Here is a 21,676-nt window from a genome sequence, read left to right as displayed (position 1 = left end):
ACGGCGCGGGTGCGCCAGACGTATTTATATATAGTGTGGGTCAGTGTACACGAGTTCTACCGTTCACGCTAAAAGCCCACGCTGCGGCAGAGGAATCAACCTCGGTCCACTCGCAAACGCCTTCAGTCGGCTGCCTTTGCCCCCATCGGCAGCCTTCGTATTGCTCGGCCGCCCCCGCGTCGCTCGGCTGCCCTCGTATTGCTCGGCCGCCCCCCACATCGCTGAGATGCAACCAAAGTCACGCTCGAGCACCCTATTTTGTGACTTTGGTTGTTGTTCGAGCTGTGACTTCGGCTGCATTTCGAGCACGGAAAAGAAAGCGCCCGGGATCCTCATCCCGGGCTCTTGGCATCATTTCGATTGTGCTTCGGTCGAGCTTGGACCGTCCGGTTGGATGCGCGCCGCGTGCCCGGGTGCATCCTGCCCGTCAGGGCATACGCCACCCGCCTGGGCGTGTGCCGTGCGACTACTCGTCGTCGTCCTCGTCGTCGCCAAAGAGGCCCAGGCGGCTCTCGGTGAGGCCGGCCTTGCCGTCGCGCGCCACCACCACAAAGCGGGTGATCATGAGCGAGACCTCGTACAGGGACAGCATGACCGCATACATGAAGATCAGCGTCACAGGCGAGGCATCGGGCGTGATGGACGCGGAGACCACGAGCATGATCACGTAGACGTAACGCCATGCCGCACGGAAGCTAGCATAGGGCACGATGTGGAACACTGCCAGGTAGAACACGATGAGCGGAAGCTCGAACGACACGCCAAAGCCGATCATGAGCAAGAGCTCGGTGTTGATGAAATCCTCGAGCTGGGGCATGGCGGCGCCGATGGAGCGGGTCTCCTCGAGCAGCCACTCAAAGGCGGCCGGTGCGATGAAGGCATAGCAGAAGATAACGCCGGCGAAGAACAGCATAGTGGCAACCAACACCGTGGGGACAACCCAGCGGCGCTCATTGGGACGCAGGGCCGGCAGGAAGAACGCAAGAATCTGCCAGATAATCATGGGCGTGCACATGGCGAGCGCGACCTTGATTGCGATGTTGAACTTGATGGAGAAGCCGCCGAGCGAGGTCATGACCGCAAGCTGCTCGCCGGGCTGCAGGGAACCGTTGATCGGGTCCTTGAGGATGTCAACCAGCGTGGGGGCGGCAAAATACATGAAGACGGTGGCGGCGAGCACCGACACGACGACGATGGTGAGGCGACGGCGCAGCTCACCGAGATGGTCCATGAGCGGCATGCGCGCGGGTCCGATGGGCATTACTGCTCCCCTCCCTTCGACTCATCCTCGACAGGTGCGGCCTCGGCCTCCGCAGCGGGAGCCGCGGCGCGCTTGCGCGGACGACGGGCGTACAGGTCCTCGGTGGTCAGCACCTCGGGTTCGGGAGCCTCCTCGGGCAGCTGCTCGGACTCGGGCTCGGGCTCGTCTGCAGGGGCATCCTCGGCGGGAGCGCTCTTGCCGTCCTCGGCGTCGTCCGCAGCGGCCTCGGCCTCCTTGGCGGCGCGCTCCGCGGCCAGGCGGGCACGGCGCTCGGCAAAGGTCTCCTTGCGCACCGGGGCCTCCTCAGTTGAAGCGGAGCCCTCGGCGTCGGCATCCTCGTCCTCCGCGGCAACGGCCACCTTGGGGGCCTTGGCAGCGGCGGCCATGGGGTCCACGACCTCGGTCTGGACGACGGCGGTCAGCTTCTCCTGCGTCTCACGGAACTGACGCAGGGCACGGCCGATGGTGCGGCCCATCTGCGGCAGCTTGTCGGGACCGAACAGCAAGAAGCCAAAGACCAGGATGATGACCAGCTCGGTCGATCCAATTCCTAGCACGGGATACCTCCCAGTTTCCTCAAATGTCCATGCGGCGCTCCGTGCGCCGTCCAAAGCGGCAATATTCCAAGTATAGCGCCGCCGTGCGCCACGCCCCGCGACGAGTCGCCATACGGATAAAGCCTTACGCTGCGCTGATGCTAATGTCCTTATCGACGCCCAAAAGCTGCGCGACGCGCAGGACGTTCGGCTGGGCGCCCGTGATCGACAGGGTGCGCTTGCGGTCGGAGGCGCGGCGGGCGGCGCCGACCAGCACGCCAATGCCCGTGGAATCGATATAGGGAACCTGGGAGAAATCGAGCTCGACGCGCTCGGTGGGCTGCTCGAGGGCCAGATCGATTGCGTTGCGGAGCTTGTCGGCGTTCGAGATGTCGATCTCGCCCTCGACGGCGATAAGGTAGCGCTCTGCACTGGGATGCGTAGTGATGGCGAGTTCCATATCCATGCCTTTCGATTGAGTCGCGCTCGGCGCGATCGTTTACTTGCTCAGCGCCTCGAGGCGCTCGCGGGCGTAATCGCCCACACCGTAGGTATCGTCCTCGGCGGCGGTGTCGACGGCCTTGCGATAGGCCTTCTCGGCCTTGTCCGCATCGCCGTGGGATTCGTAGAACATGCCGAGGTTCGCCCATGCGGGCGCGAACGTGACGTCGCGCGCGACGAAAGCCTCGAGGTCCGCGATGGCCTGCTCATGCTCACCGGCGTAGAACACGCAGATGGCGCGATCCACCTCGGCCGCCGGAGAGGCGTTGTTCGCAAGGTACTCGTCGTAGTGGACGATGGCCTGCTTGAAGACGTCCCGGGCCTTTAGCTGGTCCTCCTCGCTCTTGGCGCCGTTCATGGCGGACATGCCCATATCGAAGAAGTTGTTGGCCAGCGTGAGCGGGTCATCTGATACGGGGGCGGCGGAACCGTCGGCCACCTTGGCGTTACCCTCCTCGTCAAGCTCGACGTCGGGATGGCCCTCGGGCATCTCGACCGAAGCATCCTCGGAGGCGGCCTCGGGCTCGCGCGAGCCCAGCTCGTTGATGGTCACCGTGGTGCCCACGAGGTAGCCGATCACCACGCCGAGCACCAGCGAGATGCCGGCGATGGCGAGCACCATCCAAAACGGCGGGGACTGACGCTGCGGGCGGGCGGGATCGGAGTTGGCCGGAGCGGCGGGCTCGGCAGACGGGCGACGCCCATCCGCCTCGGCGACGTTATCGGATGCGGGCTCGGGCACGGACTCCGCCTCAGCCAGCTCGTCGTCGAAGAACTCGTCGAAATCGTCGGTCATTTAGGCACGCTCCTCGAGCGCGAGCTGGGCGCTCACGAGCTTGACGGCCAACACGAGCACCTCGAGCGCGGAGGAAAGATCCTCAACGCTGGGATAGCTCGGGGCGATGCGGATGTTGGTATCGTGCGGGTCCTCGCCATAGGGCCAGGTGGCGCCTGCCGGGGTGAGAGTGACGCCCATCTCGCGGCACAGGGCGCCCACGCGCTTGGCGGAGCCCTCGGGGCCGTCGAAACTCACGAAATAGCCGCCGCGCGGATGCGTCCAAGTGGCGCAACCGGTGCCGTCCAGGCCCTCATGCAGCTTGGCATCGACGCACTCGAAGCGCGGGCGCATGAACTCGGCATGACGACGCATATGGGCGCGCACGGCGTCCAAGTCGGGCAGGAAGCGCACGTGACGCAGCTGGTTGAGCTTGTCGGCGCTGATAAGACCAGCCTGCAGGTGATGCGCGATCTCCTTGATGACCACAGGAGAGGCGGCAACAAAACCCACGCCAGCACCGGGGAAGGTGATCTTGGAGGTGGAGGCGAAGGCGATCACGCGGTCCTCGTTGCCGGCCTCGCGCGCGGCGTCGAAGACGTTGAGAAGCTCGTCGCCCTCGTCATACAGGTCGTGCACGCAGTAGGCGTTGTCCCAGAAGATGCGGAAATCGGGGGCGGCCGTCTTCATCGAGGTGAGGCGACGGACCGTCTCGTCGGAGTAGGTGTCGCCCGTGGGGTTGGAATACTTGGGGACGCACCAGATGCCCTTGATGCCCTCGTCGGCCGCGACGAGGCGCTCGACCTCGTCCATGTCCGGACCGTTCTCGGTCATGCGCACGGGAACGTTCTCGATACCCAGATCCTCGGTGATGCCGAAGTGGCGGTCGTAGCCGGGCGCGGGGCAGAGGAACTTGACGCGCGCACCGTCATGCGCGGCGGAGAACTCGGACCACGGAGCATGGCCGCACGTGCCCTTGAGCCAGCACATGGCCACGGAATCATGCTCGATCAGCAAGCTGGAGCTACCGAGCACGAGCGTCTGGGACGGATCGACGCCCAAAAACTCCCCGGCGAGCGCGCGGGCGGAGGGGATGCCCTCGAAGCAGCCGTAGTTGCTGCAGTCCACGCCGCCGTCGGTAAGGTCGGAGTCGGCGCTGAGCAGGTCGAGCATGGGGCGGGAGATGGCCACCTGCTCGGGCGACGGCTTGCCGCGAGCCATATCGAGCTTGAGCTCGCGCGCCTTGACCTCGGCGACGCGTGCCTCGAGATCGTCGATGGCGGCGGCCAGCTCGACGTCGTTCATCGTTTGATACATCGTCTGCATGACGGTTCCCTTTCTCATCGCGAAACGAGAGGGGCGTCACCGCGACGACCCCGCTACGCTGCATCGCTTCGCATCGAAACAGTATACGTGGTTTACCAGGCCCCACTCCATAGCCGCACAGAATGTGTAGAGTCTCATGCCCGTCTCAAATGGGGCGAGGGTCTCAAATGGGGCCAGGTACGAATTGGGCACCTTCGGGGCACCTTCGGGACCAGGTACGAATTGAGTCACCTTCGATGCCGGGCCGACGGCAGGCCCGGGCAAAGCCTCGGTTTGCGCCCACCCCCAATTGGAGCGCCTCCTCGTCGCTTCACAATTCCACGACAGGGCTGCCACAGAAGCACCATGGTGAACGGTCGATTTCTTAAGGTGTACGTAAGACGCGACGGAGTCCACAGGGGCCAATTTCCCCATTTATTGCTTCTGACCTCGCATTTCATCGCTCGGGCAAAGTCTCGTAAGACTTTCTTATGCGGATAAGACGGGCCGCACTGGCAATAATGATGACAGCACCCGAGGGCCAGCAGCGAGGCCCAAAGGCGCCCGTACCGGTGGATGACGAGGAGGCCCGAGCATGCCGTCGTTTTACGATGTCCAGCGCGCCCGGACCCCCCGGCCGCAGCTCAGATGTGCGAACCATTTCTCCTTCCCCCCGACACAGAGAAAGGGCCTCCTCGAACCCACCACCTGTACACGGTCGAGCAACCAGCGAGTCAACCTCCTTCGCTCGTACAACGACCTGCTCGACGCCCTCGACGTGCCGCAATTGCAGCAGTCCATGGCATAACCGCAGCACCAACAAGCAGACTCGGCGAAAGGGCCTCCGCAAGGAGGCCCTTTCCATGTCGCGATCCGCCGCGATCGTCTTGATCGACCCGCACAAAAGCAGGCGCCCGCCGGCGCATCTGCGCAGGCGGGCGCCCGAATGCCAAAGGGAGCAATTTGTACCTGTCCCCAATTGCGACGCTACATGAGCTTGGTTTCCTCGAGCTTCTCGATGATCCAGCGGTTGGCGCGAATCACCGGGCGGCGGAACACCAGGCCCAGAGCCAAAGACGGGATGAGGTACAGTGCAAGCGTGCCGAGTTCGATCCAGAATTCCATGCCGTACGCCCCCGCCATGGCGGCATGCATGGCGTTGATGGCGTGCGTGAACGGCAGGAACGGGTAAACAGCCTGGAAGAAGTCGGCGGTCATCTCGATCGGGAAGGTACCGCCCGAACCCGCGACCTGCATGACCAGCAGCACGACCGCAATGGCCTTGCCGATATCGCCGAAGCTCACCGTGAGCGTGTAGATCATGTTGCTAAACACGAACCCAGCGAGCCAGCCCACGAGCATGAACTGGAAGGGATGCTCGCACTGAATGCCGAAGAACAGCAGGTCGCCGGCGCACACAAGCGTGGCCTGCGCGAATGCCAACAGCGCGAAGAACGCATAGCGACCGAGGTAGAGCTCGTGCAGGCGCGGGTTGCCAAGGGCCTTGACGTCGGCCTCGTCGACATTGGCCTTGAGCATGGCCGCCAAAACGATACCCGCGACCCAAATCGAAAGCGTGGTGTAGAACGGAGCCATCGCGCTGCCGTAGTTCTTGATGTGATACACGGCCTGACGGTCGAGGGCCACCGGCGCTGCGAGGGCGTCGGCGAGGGCCGCAGGGTCGGAACCGATGAGCTCGCGCACGCGGTCGAGGTCGCCTGAGGTCACTGCGGTGTCCAGGCCCTCCTTCAGACGCTGTAGGTCATCGGCGGCGGACACGAGATCGGCAGACGCATCGGTGAGAACCGCGTGGGCCCCGGCCAGGTCATCGGAGAGCGTCGACGCGGCACGGGACAGGTCGGTCACAGTCGCGCCCAGGTCGTCGGCCATATCGGAACCGCGCCGGGCGACATCGGCCACGGCATCGGAAAGGTCGCTGATCTGCTGCTTGAGAGTCGCATTATAGGAATCCTTGACGCCGCCGATGCTCCCCTTCGCCTCGGCGATGCCGTCCTTCACGGCCTGCGCCTTCGCCCGCGCATCGGCGGCTCCCGTCTCGAGCGACGCAGCCGCATCGGAGAGGTGCTTGGCGAGCAACTCTTGCTGGTTGGCGACGTTGCCCACGGTATTGGCGACGATATCAATCTTCTGCACCAGCTCGGCCTTGAGCTTCTCAGGCAGGTCGGACCCCTCGACATCACGCTCGACGGCGAGGATGTTACCTTGCACGTCACGCATGTCGGAGGCCCGCTTGGCCACGTCTGCGGATGCATCGCGCAGCTGGATGACCGTCAAAGACACGTGCTCGTCGGCGGAGCCAAAGGCCTCGTCGATGGCCTTCGCGGCGGCGTCGTAATCGCCAGCGCTGTCCTTAAGGGACTGGTTGATGGCCGCAACCGCAGCATCCAGCGCATCGTGCATGCCGCTCAAACCCGTTTTCGCGTCGCCCACAAGGGCCTCGGCATCCTTGTTCGCCGTGCCGGCGCTCGCCAGCAAATCGCTCGTCGAATCGAGCAGGCCGGTGGAGGACTGCAACAGTCCCGCGAACTCGTCCACGCTTCCAGAGGCGTCACGCAAGGTCGTGATGGCACCGGCCAACGTGCCCGACAGGTTGCCGGCGTAGGCCGCGATCTGATCGCCATCCATGAACTCAAGCAAGCTCGAAGTGGTTGCCAGGCCAACATCGCTGATGGTCTTTGCAAAGGTCTCATCGATCTGCTGGCGCACGGTGCTCGCAGCCTTATCGGTCACGCGCGGAGCGATCGCATTCGCCTTCTGATTCTCGTAGTACACGATCTCGGCATACTCCGCATCGCTGGAGAACACGGTCATCATGCGCGAGCTGAAATTCTCGGGGATAACCACCGCGGCGTAGTACTCGCCCGAGCGGACGCCCTCCACGGCGTCGGATTCGCTCACGAACCTCCAGTCCAACTGGTCGTTCTCGCGCAGGGCGGACACCACCGTGTCTCCGATGTTCACGCGCACCGGGATGAGGTCGCTCATGTACCCGTTGTCGGAGTTTGCAACGGCCACCTTGAGGTTGCCGGTGTTGCCGTAGGGGTCCCAGCTGCCGGCGATGTTGAACCACGCGTACAGCGTGGGAACGATCACCAGACCGACCGCCACGATGAGCGCGACCACGCTTCCACGAATGCGGGAGAGATCCCGCTTGAAAATGGCAATGATGTTCCTCATCTACTCCTCGCCTCCTTCCTCATGCACGCAGGGCATGGTGCGGCCCAGCTCACGGCGCATCTCATCGGCGGGCAGGCCGCTCATATGCACCTGGTCCCTCAAACTCCGGCGCAGGTATTCGACGAAGATCATGTACGCGTCGGCACCGATCACGGCGACGATCCACAGCAGCAGCATCACGAGCTTGCCGTCGATGTCCAAATCGAGCGTTGCCGTAAGGATGAACAACAGGATGGGCAGGCCGAACACAAGGCAGAAACCCGTCTTGATGAGGGTGGGATAGCGACGCTCGAAACGCGCGGCGCGCTCGACCACGTCGCGGCGATACGCCTCGGTATCCAACAGTGCGCGCACGGTGGAGCGGAGCGAGAAGTGCTCGCGCGCCATATCATCGTGCTCGCAGATCATCACGCCCGTACCCGTGAGCTCGCGGTCGAAGAGCAGGTTGAGATTGAGCAGCTTGGGCCTCAGCCACACGCCCACGAACAGGGCGATCAGCAAAAATACACCGAGGGCGACGAGGTTCATCAGGTAATCCATGCCGTACATGCCGCCGATGGTCTCGCGCATCGCGTTAATGCCATACGTAAAAGGCAGCAGAGGATGCAGCGCCTGGAAGAAGCCGGGCATCATCTCAATGGGGTACATGCCCGAGGAACCCGGGATCTGCACGATCACGAGGATGACGCCGATGGCCTTGCCGATGTGCTTGAACGAGATCGCCAGGGCGTAAATGATGTTCACGTACACGAACGAGGTGAACACGCCGGCGAGCATGAACAACGCCGGATGCTCGCACTGGATACCGAGGACGAGGTCGCCCGCGCACACGATGATCGACTGGACAAAGCCGAGCAGGACCATGAGCATCCAACGACCGAAGTAGCCCTGGTTCGCCGTGAAGCGACCCAAGCCCTCGTCATCGACCTCGAGCTTGAAGATGGCGATGAGCACGAAGCCGCCAACCCACAGCGCGAGATTGGTGTAGAAGGGCGTTACGCCGGAACCGTAATTGGCAACCGGGTAGACCGGCTCCGTGCGCAACGTCACGGGAGCGGACATGAAATCAGACATGTCCTCCGGATCCATGTCGAGAATGGTGGCGAGATCGGCCGTTGCCTCGGAGCTGCGGAGAGCGGAGAGGTCGGTCGCGACGCTTCCGAGCGTCGTCTGCAAATCGGCAAGGGTCTTATCGGAGCTGGCAAGCGCCTGACGGGTCTGGTCGAGCATGGCGTCGAGCTGGTCGAGCATCGAGATTGACTGGCCGATGGTCGGCGACAGGCTCCGCACCACGCCGACGAGGTCGCCGGAGACGCTTGAAAACGCATCCAAGCCATCGCTCAGGCGAGGCATGACCTCTTCGTTGATGCGCTTCTGAGTCTTGCCGAGTCCCTCGACGCTTCCCTGAATGGCATCGTTCATGGCACCCGAGGCCTTATCGAAAGCCGCGGCGTCGTTGCCCAGGGCATCGCTTTGGCCCTGCAGGCCGTCTTTGACCTGCTGCAGCCCCTGGTTCTGGCGCTCGAGCTCGCGAATCGCGATCTCAATGTCGCCGCTGTTGCCCAGCTGACCGTTGATCTTGCGCAGCGCCTCGATGGCGCGCGTATTGGAGTCGATCACGGATTGGAAGTCGATGAGGGAGATGTCGATCTTGGTTTTTGCCGAGCTCGCCGCGCCGGCGATCGCGCCCACCGCGCTGTTCGCGTCGGAAGCCGCAGTGCCCAGATGCATGGCACCGTTTGAAAGCGCGCTCGAAAGCGCCGTGTGGAAATCGCGGGCGGCAGAGCGCGTGGTTCCCAACAAGGCGTCGCCACGCTGAAGCGCCTCGACAAGCGAGGGGGCCTCCTCGTCCATGCCGGTGAGGGCCGACTTCGCATCGGCGGCGGCCTTCTTGGCCGCGTCGATCGTGGCGTTCATATCGGACAGACCCGAACGAACCCGGTCGAGCGCATCCACCGAATGGGCCACATCGGCCATCACGCCAACGTGCGCGCTCTCCCCCGCCGCATCGATATCCACGCCGAGTTCCTTCGCCTCGGTCACGAGCGTGCTCGTGACCGTACCCACAAAGGTCTCGTTGAGCTGGGTCTCGATGGTCTCGGCACCGGTATCGGTCACCTTCGGGGCGATGGCGTTTTTCTTCTCGTTCACGTAATACGTGAGTTCGGGCTGCTCGAAATCGCCCGTGAGCATGCTCGTGAGCTTCTCGCTGAAGTCGCGCGGAATCACGATGGCGGCGTAGTAATCACCGCGCCGCACGCCCTCCTCGGCCTTCTTCGCATCCGTGAAGACCCAGCCCAGATCGTGGTTCTCCTTGAGTTTGTCGATCGTCTGCTCGCCAGCGTTGAGTTTGCCCGTGAGTTCGGTCTCCACACCCGCATCCTCGTTGGCGACTGCGATCTTGACGCCCTCGGTGCTGCCGTAGGGGTCCCAGTTCGCCTCGATGTTGTACCAGGCGTACAGGGACGGGATGATGCACACACCGACGGTGATGACCATCGCCACCGGATTGTGCAACAGGCGGAGCACATCGCGCTTGAAGATCTCCCATGCTTTTCTCACGCTTGCCTCATCCTTTGACCTCGAGATTTATTGTTCGGTGCAGAACTATACTACGCACGTTAGTAAAACTACAGTTGTAACGGTATCTGACGTGCGTCTTAATACTTTCTGCAAACTACCAGGAATCCGTCATGAGTCCCCACCATGAAAAAGCCGGGGCGCCCCGTCTGGAGCGCCCCGGCGGATCGGCCGGCATATGGGCCGGCATATCGTTCTCGAGCTCGCCTACATGAGTTCGCAGACGCTCTGGGCAAAGGCAACCGGATCGGCCGGCAGAATGCCCTCGACGAGCAGCGCCTGATCGTAGAGCAAGCCGGCGTACAGCGCGAGCTTGTCCTTGTCACCGGCGTCATGTGCGGCAACGAGCTTGTCGAACACAGCGTGCTTGGCGTTGAGCTCGAGCACGCGCTGGGTCTTGGGCATCTCGCCGCGATCGGCCTCGGGGCCGCGGGCGAGGACCTTCTCCATCTCGAGCGACAGCGGGCCCTCGGTGGTGATGCAGGCGGGCGCGTCGGTCAGGCGAGCAGAAACCGCGACCTTCTCGACCTTGTCGCCCAGGGCCTCCTTCATGGCGTCGAACAGGTCGCCGTGCTCCTTGGTGGCCTGCTCGGCATCCTTCTTCTCGTCCTCGGTCGCCAGGTCGAGATCGCCGGTCGCCACATTCTTGAGCTCGAGGAAACGATCCTCGGTCTCCGGCTCGGCGCCATCGGCCACGGCCTTCGCGGCAGCCTCGCGGGCAGCGTCGTCCTCGTAGACCTTAGGGCAGTTCTTGGCGGTGTAGCCGCGCATGGCCTGGAAGGTGAACTCGTCCACGTCCGCCGTGAGCAGCAGCACGTCATAACCGCGATCGAGAACGCCCTTGACCACGGGCATCTTGGCAAGGCGCTCGCGGTCGTCGCCGGCGGCGTAGTAGATGGCCTTCTGGCCCTCGGGCATGGCGGCGGCGTACTCGGCGAGCGTCACCATCTTGTTCTCGCGCGCGCTCCAGAACAGCAGCAAATCGCCCAGCTCGTCGGCCTTCATGCCGTAGCTGGAGTAGATACCGAACTTGAGGCCGCGGCCGAAATTCTCGAAGAAGGTCTCGTAGTTCTCACGGTCGCTGTCGCGCATCTTCTCGAGCTCGCTCGTCACGCGCTTCTCAATGCGCTTGGCGATGGCCTTGAGCTGTCGATCGTGCTGCAGGGTCTCGCGGGAGATGTTGAGCGAGACGTCCTGGGAGTCCACCACACCGCGCACGAAGTTGTAGTAATCGGGCAGCAGCTCAGCGCACTTGTCCTGGATCAAGACGTTGGAGCTGTAGAGCGCGAGGCCCTTCTCGTAGTCCTTGCTGTACAGGTCGAACGGGGCGCGGCTGGGGATGAACAGCAGCGCGTCATACTCGAGCGTGCCCTCGGCATGGAAGCTCACCGTGCGAGCCGGGTCCTCGAAGTCATGGAAGGTCGACTTGTAGAACTCGTTGTAGTCCTCGTCGGACACATCGGAGCTGCGCTTCTTCCAAATCGGGGTCATGGAGTTGATGGTATCGAGCTCCTCGTAGTCCTCATACTCCGGCGTATAGTCATCGCCGACATCCTCGGGGCGCTCCTTCTCACGGCTCTTGGTGACCATCATCTGAACCGGGTAGCGCACGTAGTTGCTATAGCGCTTGATGAGGTCCTTCAGGCCCCACTCAGACAGGAAGGTATCGTAGTTCTCGCCGGGCTCTCCGTTCTCGCCCTCGATGTTCTCGCGAATGGTGAGGATGACGTCGGTACCGTGCTCGGAGCGCTCGCCCTCCTCGATGGTGTAGCCCTCGAGGCCATCGGACTCCCACACGTGTGCGACGTCCTCGCCGAAGGCGCGGCTGACAACGCGAACGCGCGAGGCGACCATGAACGCGGAGTAGAAGCCCACGCCGAACTGACCGATGATGTCCACGTCGGAGCCCTGGTGCTCGGCGTTGGCCTGCTTGAACTCCTGGCTGCCAGAATGGGCGATGGTGCCGAGGTTGTTCTCGAGATCCTCGGCGGTCATGCCGATGCCGTTGTCAGACACGGTGAGGGTGCGGGCATTGCGATCGAAAGAAACGCGAATGGCGAGGTCCTCGTCGCCCAGCTGAATGCTCGAGTCGGAAAGGCTCTTGAAGTTGAGCTTGTCCACCGCGTCTGAAGCGTTGGAGATGAGCTCGCGCAGGAAGATCTCCTTGTTGGTGTAGATCGAGTTGATCATGAGGTCCAGGAGCTTCTTGCTCTCCGTTTTGAATTGCTGCATGCTCGAAATGCCCTTTCTGCCGTTTGCTGGTCGGCTCGCGCCGACCGATACGCCCAAGACCGGCGCATCGTTGTTGAACGACTTTCATGGTACCCACAATTGCACTCATAAAACCTAAGTCATAATCACTTAGATTCAGATGACACAATTGCTTTTCATGAGCCATTCCGCAAATCGTCGACCGCGCAGGCCCGCAACCCTTCTGCTAACTATTCATTTCGGCGGCTTCGGTCAAATAGATCATTCATACAGTAATCTGATCTTGTGAAACCTTCTGTGCGCGGGCGCATCCCCCACGAATCGCAACTCTCGGCAAAAATATGACATCCACGAGCGGCATAACGCGACTTTCACCCCGATGCACTCGGCGCGTTTCTCCCTATTCGCCGCGCCAAACACTGTATAGGGCTTCTTTTTGACCACTCTTACAATTATCGGCCAGCATGGCCAAAAGGATGTATCGTCTATGCATGGAAGGAATTGTTTGCGCGTGCGGCGCCTCCGCACTTGAGCTATATCGGTCGAGCAAGCGCCTCATCCCGACGCTACTCGATAAGCCGAGGACCGGCAAGGTCACCGGACTCATGGTCCCGCCGCGACAATTTCTGGAAGACGACATGACCGCACGCGGCGTCACCAAGCAACCCTACCATGTCCTGGTCGATGGCAACCACGGATACAACCCACGGCGGGACATTCATGCCGTCGCTTGCTATCACCCGCTTCCACCTCGGTCGCTCATTAAAATCGACAAAGGTTTTTGGGTAACGAGCCCCGAGCTCACCTTCATCCAGATTTGCGCAGATGAAGAACTGAGCGATTTCGACATCATCTCCTTGGGATATGAGCTTTGTGGAACCTACGTGCTCGACGATTCGTGGGACGGCCTCACGTGCATCGATGAGTCCCTCACATCAACCGAGAAAATCGGCAGGCTCATCAATTCCATCCATAGAGTCCCCGGCATCAAACGAGCTAGAAACCTGATTAAGCATGTACACGACCTGTCAAATTCCCCCATGGAAACCACTCTGGCCATGCTCGTATCCCTGCCGACCACAAAGGGCGGGTTTGGCCTTGGCCCCATCTCGCTGAACCATCCCGTTGCAACCCCCGTAGGGCAAAGACGCGTCGACATCGCCTTCCCCAAACAGCGTGTCGGACTGGAGTATCAAGGCAAGGAATTCCACTCAATCGAAGCGGCGGGACGCGACGCGCGAAGGCAGAATAAGATCGTCGGATCGGGCTTCACGATACTGAACGTTTGGTATGAAGACCTGATTGATGAGCATCTCTTTCAGCAACTCGTCACCGATCTGTTTCGCGCATTGGGAATCCGGAAGCGTATTCGGGTCACCGGATACCGCACGCTTCAAAAGCTTCTGCGCATGCAACTCATGCCCGCCATCAAGGCGTATGGCAGCAACGAGTTCTAACAATCACGCAAAAAGCCATCGGGCGCCTGGAGGCAGTCGCGACAAAAGCCCCTCGAAGGCCGGCCGTCCCAAAGCAGGCCGTCCCAAAGCCGCCGCAACCCCATCAGCGGATCCGGCGTGCGGCCGCGAACACAATGCAGCCATCCTAAGAAAACGCGGCGCCGCAATCAGAGCGACGCCGCGTTGCATTGCATACCGCGAACAAACTGAGGAAATCCGTTAGGCCAGCATCTCGCGAACGGCGGAGGCGATGCCCTCGGCGTTCAGGCCGTACTTGTCCAGCAGCTCGAGTGCGGGACCGGACTCGCCGTACACATCCTGCACGCCCACGCGACGCATGGGGACGGGGGCCTTCTCGCACAGAACGGCGGCGCAGGCCTCGCCCAATCCGCCGATGACGGAATGCTCCTCGACCGTGACCACGTGGCCGGTCTTGGCCGCGGAGGCAAGCAGAGTGTCCTCGTCGAGCGGCTTGATGGTGTGCATGTTGATGACCTCGACGGAGATGCCCTCGGCGGCGAGCGCGTCGGCCGCCTCGAGCGCAGCGGAGACCATGAGGCCACAGGCGACGACGGTCGCGTCGGTGCCCTCGCGCATCACGATGGCGCGGCCGAGTTCGAACTCATAGCTCTCGGGGTTGTTGATCACCGGCGCGGCCAGGCGACCAAGACGCAGGTAGAACGGGCCATCGGTGGCGTAGGCGCAACGCGTCGCAGCGCGGGCCTCCACGTCGTCGGCGGGGACGACCACCGTCATGCCGGGGATGGTGCGCATGAGGGCGATGTCCTCGTTGCACTGGTGCGTGGCGCCGTCCTCGCCCACGGAAATGCCGGCGTGAGTCGCGCCGATCTTCACATTGAGGTGCGGATAGCCGATGGAATTGCGAATCTGCTCGTAGGCGCGGCCGGCGGCGAACATGGCAAAGGTGCTCGCAAAGGCGACGCGGCCGGTAGTGGCGACACCCGCGGCGAGGCCCATCATGTTGCCCTCGGCGATGCCGGCGTTGTAGAAGCGATCGGGGAAGGCGGCCTTGAACTTGGCCGTCTGGGTCGCAGCCGCGAGGTCGGCATCGAAGACCAGGAAGTCGTCGTGCTCCGCGCCAAGCTCGACCAGGGTCTCGCCGTAGCTCACGCGGGTAGCGATTCTCTTCTCGTCTGCCATAGCTTTAAGCCTCCTTCGCGAGCTCGGCCATGGCCTGCTCGAACTGCTCGTCGTTGGGGGCCTTGCCGTGCCAGCCCACCTGGCCCTCCATGAAGGAGACGCCCTTGCCCTTGACCGTCTCGGCCACGATGCACACCGGCTTGCCGGTGACGGAGCGGGCCTCCTCGAAGGCAGCGCGGACCCGGGCCATGTCATTGCCGTCCGCCAGCTCGATCACATGGAACTTGAACGCGGCGAACTTGTCGGCGATGGGCATCGCGGAGTTGACCTCCTCGATGCTGCCGTCGATCTGCAGGCCGTTGTGGTCGACGATCAGGCAGAGGTTGTCCAGCTGCTGGTTGCCCGCGAACATGGCGGCCTCCCAGACCTGGCCCTCCTCGATCTCGCCGTCACCAAGCAAGCAGTAGGTGCGATAGGCATCGCCCCAGTGCTTGGCGGCGAGCGCCATGCCCACGGCAGCCGAGACGCCCTGGCCCAGGGAGCCGGTGGACATGTCGACGCCCGGGGTGTCGTTCATGTTGGGGTGGCCCTGAAGGTGGCAGCCGACATGGCGCAGGGACTCGAGGTCCTCCTTGGGGAAGAAGCCGCGCTCGGCGAGGGCCGCATACAGCGCGGGAGCGCAGTGGCCCTTGGAGAGCACAAAACGGTCGCGGTCGGCGCGACGCGGGTCTGCCGGGTCGACGTTCATCTCCTCGAAGTAGAGGTAGGTGATGATGTCGGCGGCGCCGAGCGAACCACCGGGGTGTCCGGACTTCGCTGCGTGCGTGCCGATCACGACCCCCTTCCTGACCTCATTGGCAACCTGGATGAGTTCCTCATCGCTCATGGACGATGCCTCCTTGTGGGTGAGCGGTGCGTAATGTACGCGACAATCATAACGGGACAATCGGCGAACAGGGCGCTCGCAGACGGTAAATTCAAAACTATTTTTTTCGCAAACAAGGGTGTTTACCTGCGATAAAGCGCTTTACCACAACTGGGTCACCAAACCGGTGAGACACTTTACCGACCCCTCGTCTCACGCGTTTGCAACGCGCTCCCAGTCGGCCTCGAAGGCTGCAATGCCGGCATCGGTGAGCGGATGATGGAGGCATTTCTTGAGCGCCTTCATGGGGACGGTGGCGATATCGGCACCCAACAGGGCAGCTTGGACCACATGGTTGGCCGTGCGCACCGAGGCGGTGATGATCTCGACCACGCCGTCCGGGTTCTTGCCGGACCAGTCGTAGTTCTTGATGCAAGTGATCACGTCCGCGAGCTGCGAGATGCCATCCAACGCGATGTCGTCGTAGCGACCAACGAACGGCGAGATGTAGCGGGCGCCGGCATTGGCGGCCAGCAACGCCTGGGTCGCGGAGAAGATGAGTGTCATATTCACGCGAATGCCCCCATCGGCCAGGATTCGGCATGCAGCCAGACCGGCCTCGCAGATGGGCAGCTTGATGACGATATTCGGGGCGAGCGCGGCGAGCCGTCGCCCGTCGGCGACCATGCCATCGACCGTCGTCGCCGTGGTCTCAGCCGACACCGGCAGACCCTTGCAGAGCTCGGCGATCTTTTGCATATGGGGCTCGAAGTCGGCGAGGGCGCCGCCCGTCTTGGCGTACAGGCTCGGATTGGTGGTGACGCCGGCCAGGCATCCCCAGCTCTTCGCCTCGGCGATCTCTTCCAGGTTCGCGGTATCGATGAAGAACTTCAAGGCAGACCCTTTCTCACGCTGTGCCACAGGGCCAGTATACGCACGGAGCCACAAGGGACCGCATCGGGCGGGCAAGGGCTTCGAGCTGAAACGTGTTAGCCGCCACCCAACGGTAGCAACCTGCGCGCAAGCGGCATGAACGAGCCAACGGGGGCGGGCAGCGGCCCCGCGTACCGGTTTAAACCTCGATCTGCTCCTGGGCAGGGAACCGCACGGTGATCGTGGTGCCGCGGCCGAGTTCACTCTCGAGCTCGATGCGGGCGCCGTGGTACGACGCAGCGTGCTTCACGATGGCAAGGCCCAGGCCAGTGCCGCCGCGCGCCTTGGAGCGGCTCTTGTCAACCCGGTAGAAGCGCTCGAAGATCTTCTCCTGCTCCTCGGGTGCGATGCCTATGCCCGTGTCGGCAACCCGAATGTAAGGCGTGGGGCAATCGCAATCCGGCGTAGCCTCGACGCCGCACGAGAGGGTCACCGACCCGCCCGGATGGTTGTATCGAATGGCGTTGCTCGTCAGGTTGTAGGCGAGTTCGTCGACCAGGCGGGGCACGCCGGTCACCATAGCCGGCGCGCAATCCAAATCCAGATCGATCTCCGAACGCGATGCGACCTGTTCGAGACGCTGGACGATTCCGTCGAGCATGAGCGGGAGGTCGATGGGCTCCCGTGCGCCGAGGGCCGCCGCAGCCGAATCCCCTTCGGAGCGCTCGGCCTCGTCGAGGTTGGAGAGAGTGAGGATGTCGTTCACCAGCGAGGTGAGACGCCCCGCCTCACTGTAGATGCGCCGTCCGAAGTCGCGCAAATCCGCCTCGTCGGTCACGAGACCGTTGGCGATGAGCTCGGCATATCCCGAGACCGTGGTGAGCGGGGTCTTGAGTTCGTGCGTGATGTTGGCGGTGAACTCGCGGCGCATGCGGTCGTTATCGGCCAGCACGCGCATCTGGCGCTTGAGCTCCTGACGCTGGCTCTCGATACGCTCCAACATGGGCTCCATCTCGGAATAGGCGTTTTGGACATTGCGGCGCGGATGATCGAGATCGACCTCGAGCAAGGGCTCGATGATGCGATGCGATTCGCGCCGCGCAACGACGACGGCAACGACGGCGCCGCCGACGACCATGAGGACGACGGGCAAGGACAGCGTTCCCAGGATGGCCAGGTATCCCGCTTCTCCCTCGGCAATGCGCACCACACTGCCGTCGGCAAGGCGCACCGCCTGATAGAGCATGACCTCGCCCAGCGTTGTGCTCGAACGCTCGGCGGAACCGTATCCCGTCGAAACGGCCTGCTCGATCTCGGGACGGTCGGCATGATCCTCCATCTTGCTCGCGTCGGTATCGCTGTCGAACAGGACATCGCCATCGGGATCGACCAGGGTGACGCGGATGTTCTCCAAATGCAGTCGACGCAGCATGGTGAGATGGCTGGGGGCGCTATTGAGCGAAGCCGCGACCACGCGGGCCTCGTCGGCGAGCTCGGCGCTCGTCGCATGGACGAGCCGCTGCTGCACGATCAAGGTAAGGGCGAGGGCGAACACGATGATGGTTGTGAGCGACATCCCCAGGATGGTCGCGAATACGCGCCTCGACAGCGACTGGCGGCTGCTCATTCGGCGGAATCCGCAACGGCCTCATCGGCCGCGGCACGATCGACCAGGCGATAGCCCACGCCGCGAACCGTCTCGATGCGATCGGCATGCGAACCGAGTTTCTGGCGCAAGGTCTGGACGTGCACGTCGACGGTGCGCGAACCGCCGTCGAAATCCCAACCCCACACGCTCTGGAGCAGCGACTCACGCGTGAAGACGACACCGGGTTTGCGCATGAGGTACTCAAGCAAATCGAACTCTCGCAGGGTGAGCTTGAGCTCATGGCCATCCACGCGGACCTCGCGGTGGCTCGGCGAGAGCTCGATACCGCCCACGCTCAGCATCTCGGGGGCGGGACGGCTCATCATGCCGCCACGGCGCAGCAGCGCGCGGCAACGGCTCGTGAGCTCCATGAGGGAGAAGGGCTTTGCCAGGTAGTCATCGGCGCCGCCATCGAGAGCGACGACCTTATCGAGCTCCGAGTCCTTCGCGGTGAGCATCATGATGGGCACCGTCGCGGTCGCCTGGTCGGCGCGCAAGCGGTGCATGATCTCGAGACCGTCGGTATCGGGAAGCATGATGTCGAGGAGCACGGCGTCGGGCACACGGCGGGCGACGGCGGCCTTGAACTCGCTGTCGCAGCTGAAACCCTCTGCCTCGATACCCTGCTGGCGCAGGGCGTACAGGGTCAGACCCCTGATGTTGTCATCGTCTTCGACGTAATAAATCATGCGAACGATACCTCCTCGACCGTTTCGACAATTCTACCCACTGGACGGCACCGCCGAGCGGTCTTGACCGTCCCGCGCCGATACAACGGCATACGCCCCGCGCACGGCGCCAGGGCACCGTATGCGGGACGCACGTCCGGCCTGCTCGATTAACCGAAACGACCGGTGAGGTAATCGGCGGTGCGCTGATCGCGCGGAGCCTTGAACATCTGCGTGGTGGGCGCGTGCTCGACGAGCTCGCCCAGCAGGAAGAAAGCCACGGAGTCGGAGATGCGCGAGGCCTGCTGCATGTTATGGGTAACCACCACGAGCGTGTAGTCGCGCTTGAGCTCCATGGCGAGCTGCTCGACCTGGACCGTCGAGATCGGGTCGAGCGCAGAGGTGGGCTCGTCCATAAGCAGGACCTCGGGCTGCACCGCGATGGCGCGGGCGATGCACAGGCGCTGCTGCTGGCCGCCGGACAGGCTCAGACCGGACTCCTTGAGCTTGTCCTTGACCTCGTCCCACAGGGCGGCACGACGCAGGGAATCCTCCACCAGCGCATCGAGTTCGCTGCGGCTCTTCACGCCGGCACCGCGCGGCCCGTAGGCGACATTGTCGTAGATGCTCATGGGGAACGGATTGGGATGCTGGAACACCATGCCCACGCGCTGGCGCAGCAGCGTGGTGTTGTAATCGGCGTAAATGTCACGGCCATCGAGCTTGATGGAGCCCTCGACACGGCAGTCCTTCACGTAATCGTTCATACGGTTCAGGCAACGCAGCAAGGTCGACTTGCCGCAGCCGGACGGCCCGATAAACGAGGTGATCTCGCGCTCGGGAATATCGATCGAAACGTCCTTCAGCGCATGATGGTCGCCATAGTACAGGTTCACGTTCTCGACGGAGATACGCGTCTTGTGCACAGGGGCGACCTCGCTCCCCGCACCGGCGGGAACCATGGGCGCGTCACCCCGCTCGCGCAGAGCAGCCTCCTCGGCCGCACGCGCCATCGCCTGGGCGCTATCCTCGGGCGTGTAGTCCACCTTCGAGCCTCCTCGCATTCTTGCTCATAGCTCTCAGCATGGTACGACCCGCACTTCAGGCACCCGTGAACCACATGTAAGGTGCGTGTAAGCCCGAACTCATCAAACGGCGCCGGCATATCAAACGCTGACAAAGCGAAACCTCAATTGAGGGACAGTCCCCAAATTGAGGTTTCGCAATTGGGCTTCCGTCACGCGGGCACGACGATGGTGAACACGGTGCACTCGGGGGTGGACTCGCACGCAATGGTTCCGCCATGCGCGGTCACGATTTCCTTGGCGATGGCGAGACCCAGGCCGGCACCGCCGCGATTGGTCGCGCGCGCCGCATCGAGGCGATAGAACTTCTCGAAGATCGTCCCCAGCTTGGCGGCAGGGATCGGGTCGCCCTGATTCTCGAAGCGCACGGTCACCGAGCCCTCCCCGCGCACGGCCTCGATGCGGATCGTCGAACCCTCGTAACTGTAGGCGATCGCATTCTTCATCACGTTGTTGAAAACACGGGCCATCTTGTCGCCGTCGACGAGGACCGTGAGATTCAACGGCGCGTCGACGGCGACGTGCTTGCCCTGCTCGGCGAGAGTGGGATAGAACTCGTCCGCAACCTGCGCGAGAAGCAGGGAAAGGTCCACGTAGCCACGCGTGAGCACGATGTCGTGGAAGTCGAAACGCGTAATGTCGAAGAATTCCTCGATGAGCGCATCGAGACGATGCGCCTTGTCGAGCGCGATGCCGGTGAAGCGAGAGCGCTGCTCCACGGGCAGGTCGGGAGCCTCCTGCAGCAGCGAGAGGTAACCCACCACGCTAGCGAGCGGCGTCTTGAGATCGTGAGCGAGGTAGGTGACCAAATCGTCCTTGCGGCGCGCCTCATCGCGCAGGGCGTCGGCGACCTGGCGCTCCTGGTCGCGCACGCGGCTGATCGCACCCTCCACCTCGAGGAAGGTTCCGTCCAGGTTGTCCACGTCCTGCGGGTTGTCGATCAGGCGGTCGACAATGTGGTCGGCGATGGCTCGATCCGCGGCAGCCTGCCCGCGGTCGTAGCCGGCATAATACAGCGCACGCCCCACAAAGAAGACGCCGCACACCGCGCATGCGAGCAAGAAACCGCAGAACATGAACAGGTAGTCTATATCGACAAACAACGGTCGTGCACGGGCCGTGAGCAGGGATCCGAAGAAAATCACGGAGAACCAAGCGGAGCCGCCGAGCGTCACCGCGCGGCGGACCGTCACAAAGCGGTCCGTAAGCATGTAGCCCACGACAATCGCGATGAGGAACGCGATGAAGCTCTCACGCGCGATGACCGCGAAGGAGAGAAGCACCAACACGACCAAGGAAAGCAGGCGGCTGTCGAGCAGGATTCGCAGCTTGGCAATGACCTCGTCGATCGAATCGTTCGAGGTCGTGAAGAAGCGCTCTCCGACGGCAGGGGCAGCCGAGGCATCGATATTGGGGGCATCCGCGGAGCCCGCCTGTCGCGGCGCTTCCGAACGGTCATTGGGCAGCCCCGTCATGGGGTTCACCGGCGCGTGCTGCTGCCGCGCCGATCGCTTTTTCTCAGTGTTCATCTACCCTGCTTTCGCCTCGATTTCGAGATGTCTCGGGATACGGGCACGACGATTATCCGCGAAGCGGCAGCCCTCAATCGGAG

Annotated in this window: 16 protein-coding genes; 1 reads left to right on the top strand and 15 read right to left on the bottom strand. The window is 62.9% G+C overall.

Features of this window, described 5'->3' with window-relative positions:
* Positions 1 to 466 precede the first annotated feature (466 nt).
* The 8 genes from tatC to htpG form a co-directional block, all read right to left on the bottom strand.
* Positions 467 to 1,261 carry a twin-arginine translocase subunit TatC gene (gene tatC / locus FY258_RS06635; RefSeq protein ID WP_182279462.1) on the bottom strand — a complete coding sequence of 265 codons (795 nt, stop codon included), beginning with the start codon at positions 1,259 to 1,261 and terminating at the stop codon, positions 467 to 469.
* On the bottom strand, positions 1,261 to 1,818 hold the full coding sequence (locus FY258_RS06630) for a Sec-independent protein translocase subunit TatA/TatB (protein ID WP_182279461.1): 558 nt from the start codon (positions 1,816 to 1,818) through the stop codon (positions 1,261 to 1,263). Before FY258_RS06630 ends, tatC begins: the two co-directional genes overlap by 1 nt.
* Before the next feature lie 124 nt (positions 1,819 to 1,942).
* Positions 1,943 to 2,257 (bottom strand): STAS domain-containing protein, encoded by a 315-nt coding sequence (locus tag FY258_RS06625; RefSeq protein WP_118104355.1) that lies wholly within the window; start codon positions 2,255 to 2,257, stop codon positions 1,943 to 1,945.
* Between the two features lie 39 nt (positions 2,258 to 2,296).
* A complete protein-coding gene (locus tag FY258_RS06620; RefSeq protein ID WP_118104353.1) occupies positions 2,297 to 3,094 on the bottom strand; it encodes a tetratricopeptide repeat protein in 798 nt (265 codons plus the stop codon).
* Positions 3,095 to 4,399, bottom strand: a complete 1,305-nt coding sequence (locus FY258_RS06615) for an aspartate aminotransferase type Ic (RefSeq protein ID WP_118104351.1) — start codon at positions 4,397 to 4,399, stop codon at positions 3,095 to 3,097. It abuts the gene before it with no gap.
* A 966-nt stretch (positions 4,400 to 5,365) separates the two neighbouring features.
* The gene (locus FY258_RS06610; protein WP_118104347.1) at positions 5,366 to 7,576 is read right to left on the bottom strand and encodes a YhgE/Pip domain-containing protein; all 2,211 of its coding nucleotides are present in this window, start codon (positions 7,574 to 7,576) and stop codon (positions 5,366 to 5,368) included.
* Complete coding sequence (locus FY258_RS06605; RefSeq protein WP_118104345.1) at positions 7,577 to 10,138, bottom strand: YhgE/Pip domain-containing protein; 2,562 nt, start codon at positions 10,136 to 10,138, stop codon at positions 7,577 to 7,579.
* A 225-nt stretch (positions 10,139 to 10,363) separates the two neighbouring features.
* Positions 10,364 to 12,388, bottom strand: coding sequence for a molecular chaperone HtpG (htpG, locus tag FY258_RS06600; protein WP_118104343.1), 2,025 nt, complete (start codon positions 12,386 to 12,388; stop codon positions 10,364 to 10,366).
* Positions 12,389 to 12,858: 470 nt separating this feature from the next.
* Between htpG and FY258_RS06595 the strand changes: the two genes are divergently transcribed.
* Complete coding sequence (locus FY258_RS06595) at positions 12,859 to 13,824, top strand: putative endonuclease domain-containing protein (RefSeq protein ID WP_118104341.1); 966 nt, start codon at positions 12,859 to 12,861, stop codon at positions 13,822 to 13,824.
* Positions 13,825 to 14,043: 219 nt separating this feature from the next.
* Here the strand turns inward: FY258_RS06595 and FY258_RS06590 are convergent, their stop codons facing one another.
* From FY258_RS06590 to FY258_RS06560, 7 genes are all read right to left on the bottom strand, one after another.
* A complete protein-coding gene (locus FY258_RS06590) occupies positions 14,044 to 14,985 on the bottom strand; it encodes a transketolase family protein (RefSeq protein WP_118104339.1) in 942 nt (313 codons plus the stop codon).
* Between the two features lie 4 nt (positions 14,986 to 14,989).
* On the bottom strand, positions 14,990 to 15,811 hold the full coding sequence (locus FY258_RS06585; RefSeq protein ID WP_118104337.1) for a transketolase: 822 nt from the start codon (positions 15,809 to 15,811) through the stop codon (positions 14,990 to 14,992).
* A 192-nt stretch (positions 15,812 to 16,003) separates the two neighbouring features.
* Positions 16,004 to 16,684, bottom strand: coding sequence for a transaldolase family protein (locus FY258_RS06580; protein WP_118104335.1), 681 nt, complete (start codon positions 16,682 to 16,684; stop codon positions 16,004 to 16,006).
* A 178-nt stretch (positions 16,685 to 16,862) separates the two neighbouring features.
* On the bottom strand, positions 16,863 to 18,290 hold the full coding sequence (locus FY258_RS06575) for a sensor histidine kinase (RefSeq protein WP_118104333.1): 1,428 nt from the start codon (positions 18,288 to 18,290) through the stop codon (positions 16,863 to 16,865).
* Positions 18,287 to 19,000, bottom strand: coding sequence for a response regulator transcription factor (locus tag FY258_RS06570; RefSeq protein WP_118104332.1), 714 nt, complete (start codon positions 18,998 to 19,000; stop codon positions 18,287 to 18,289). The genes FY258_RS06575 and FY258_RS06570 overlap by 4 nt, the downstream gene beginning before the upstream one ends.
* Positions 19,001 to 19,149: 149 nt before the next feature.
* The gene (pstB, locus tag FY258_RS06565) at positions 19,150 to 20,043 is read right to left on the bottom strand and encodes a phosphate ABC transporter ATP-binding protein PstB (protein WP_220396019.1); all 894 of its coding nucleotides are present in this window, start codon (positions 20,041 to 20,043) and stop codon (positions 19,150 to 19,152) included.
* Between the two features lie 173 nt (positions 20,044 to 20,216).
* A complete protein-coding gene (locus FY258_RS06560) occupies positions 20,217 to 21,593 on the bottom strand; it encodes a sensor histidine kinase (RefSeq protein WP_118104330.1) in 1,377 nt (458 codons plus the stop codon).
* Between the last annotated feature and the right edge of the window lie 83 nt (positions 21,594 to 21,676).

Source organism: Collinsella intestinalis, from assembly GCF_902364775.2.
Taxonomy (GTDB): Bacteria; Actinomycetota; Coriobacteriia; order Coriobacteriales; family Coriobacteriaceae; genus Collinsella.
Note: the sequence above shows the minus strand (reverse complement) of the source record. Positions and strands in the feature narration are given on the sequence as shown.

What these genes read in the sequence shown, in the direction of transcription:
- htpG (WP_118104343.1), bottom strand. Translation starts at nt 12,388, where the DNA reads ATGCAGCAATTCAAAACGGAGAGCAAGAAGCTCCTGGACCTCATGATC.
- tatC (WP_182279462.1), bottom strand. Translation starts at nt 1,261, where the DNA reads ATGCCCATCGGACCCGCGCGCATGCCGCTCATGGACCATCTCGGTGAG.
- FY258_RS06585 (WP_118104337.1), bottom strand. Translation starts at nt 15,811, where the DNA reads ATGAGCGATGAGGAACTCATCCAGGTTGCCAATGAGGTCAGGAAGGGG.
- FY258_RS06595 (WP_118104341.1), top strand. Translation starts at nt 12,859, where the DNA reads ATGGAAGGAATTGTTTGCGCGTGCGGCGCCTCCGCACTTGAGCTATAT.
- FY258_RS06570 (WP_118104332.1), bottom strand. Translation starts at nt 19,000, where the DNA reads ATGATTTATTACGTCGAAGACGATGACAACATCAGGGGTCTGACCCTG.
- FY258_RS06625 (WP_118104355.1), bottom strand. Translation starts at nt 2,257, where the DNA reads ATGGAACTCGCCATCACTACGCATCCCAGTGCAGAGCGCTACCTTATC.
- FY258_RS06590 (WP_118104339.1), bottom strand. Translation starts at nt 14,985, where the DNA reads ATGGCAGACGAGAAGAGAATCGCTACCCGCGTGAGCTACGGCGAGACC.
- FY258_RS06610 (WP_118104347.1), bottom strand. Translation starts at nt 7,576, where the DNA reads ATGAGGAACATCATTGCCATTTTCAAGCGGGATCTCTCCCGCATTCGT.
- FY258_RS06615 (WP_118104351.1), bottom strand. Translation starts at nt 4,399, where the DNA reads ATGCAGACGATGTATCAAACGATGAACGACGTCGAGCTGGCCGCCGCC.
- FY258_RS06560 (WP_118104330.1), bottom strand. Translation starts at nt 21,593, where the DNA reads ATGAACACTGAGAAAAAGCGATCGGCGCGGCAGCAGCACGCGCCGGTG.
- pstB (WP_220396019.1), bottom strand. Translation starts at nt 20,043, where the DNA reads ATGCGAGGAGGCTCGAAGGTGGACTACACGCCCGAGGATAGCGCCCAG.
- FY258_RS06620 (WP_118104353.1), bottom strand. Translation starts at nt 3,094, where the DNA reads ATGACCGACGATTTCGACGAGTTCTTCGACGACGAGCTGGCTGAGGCG.
- FY258_RS06575 (WP_118104333.1), bottom strand. Translation starts at nt 18,290, where the DNA reads ATGAGCAGCCGCCAGTCGCTGTCGAGGCGCGTATTCGCGACCATCCTG.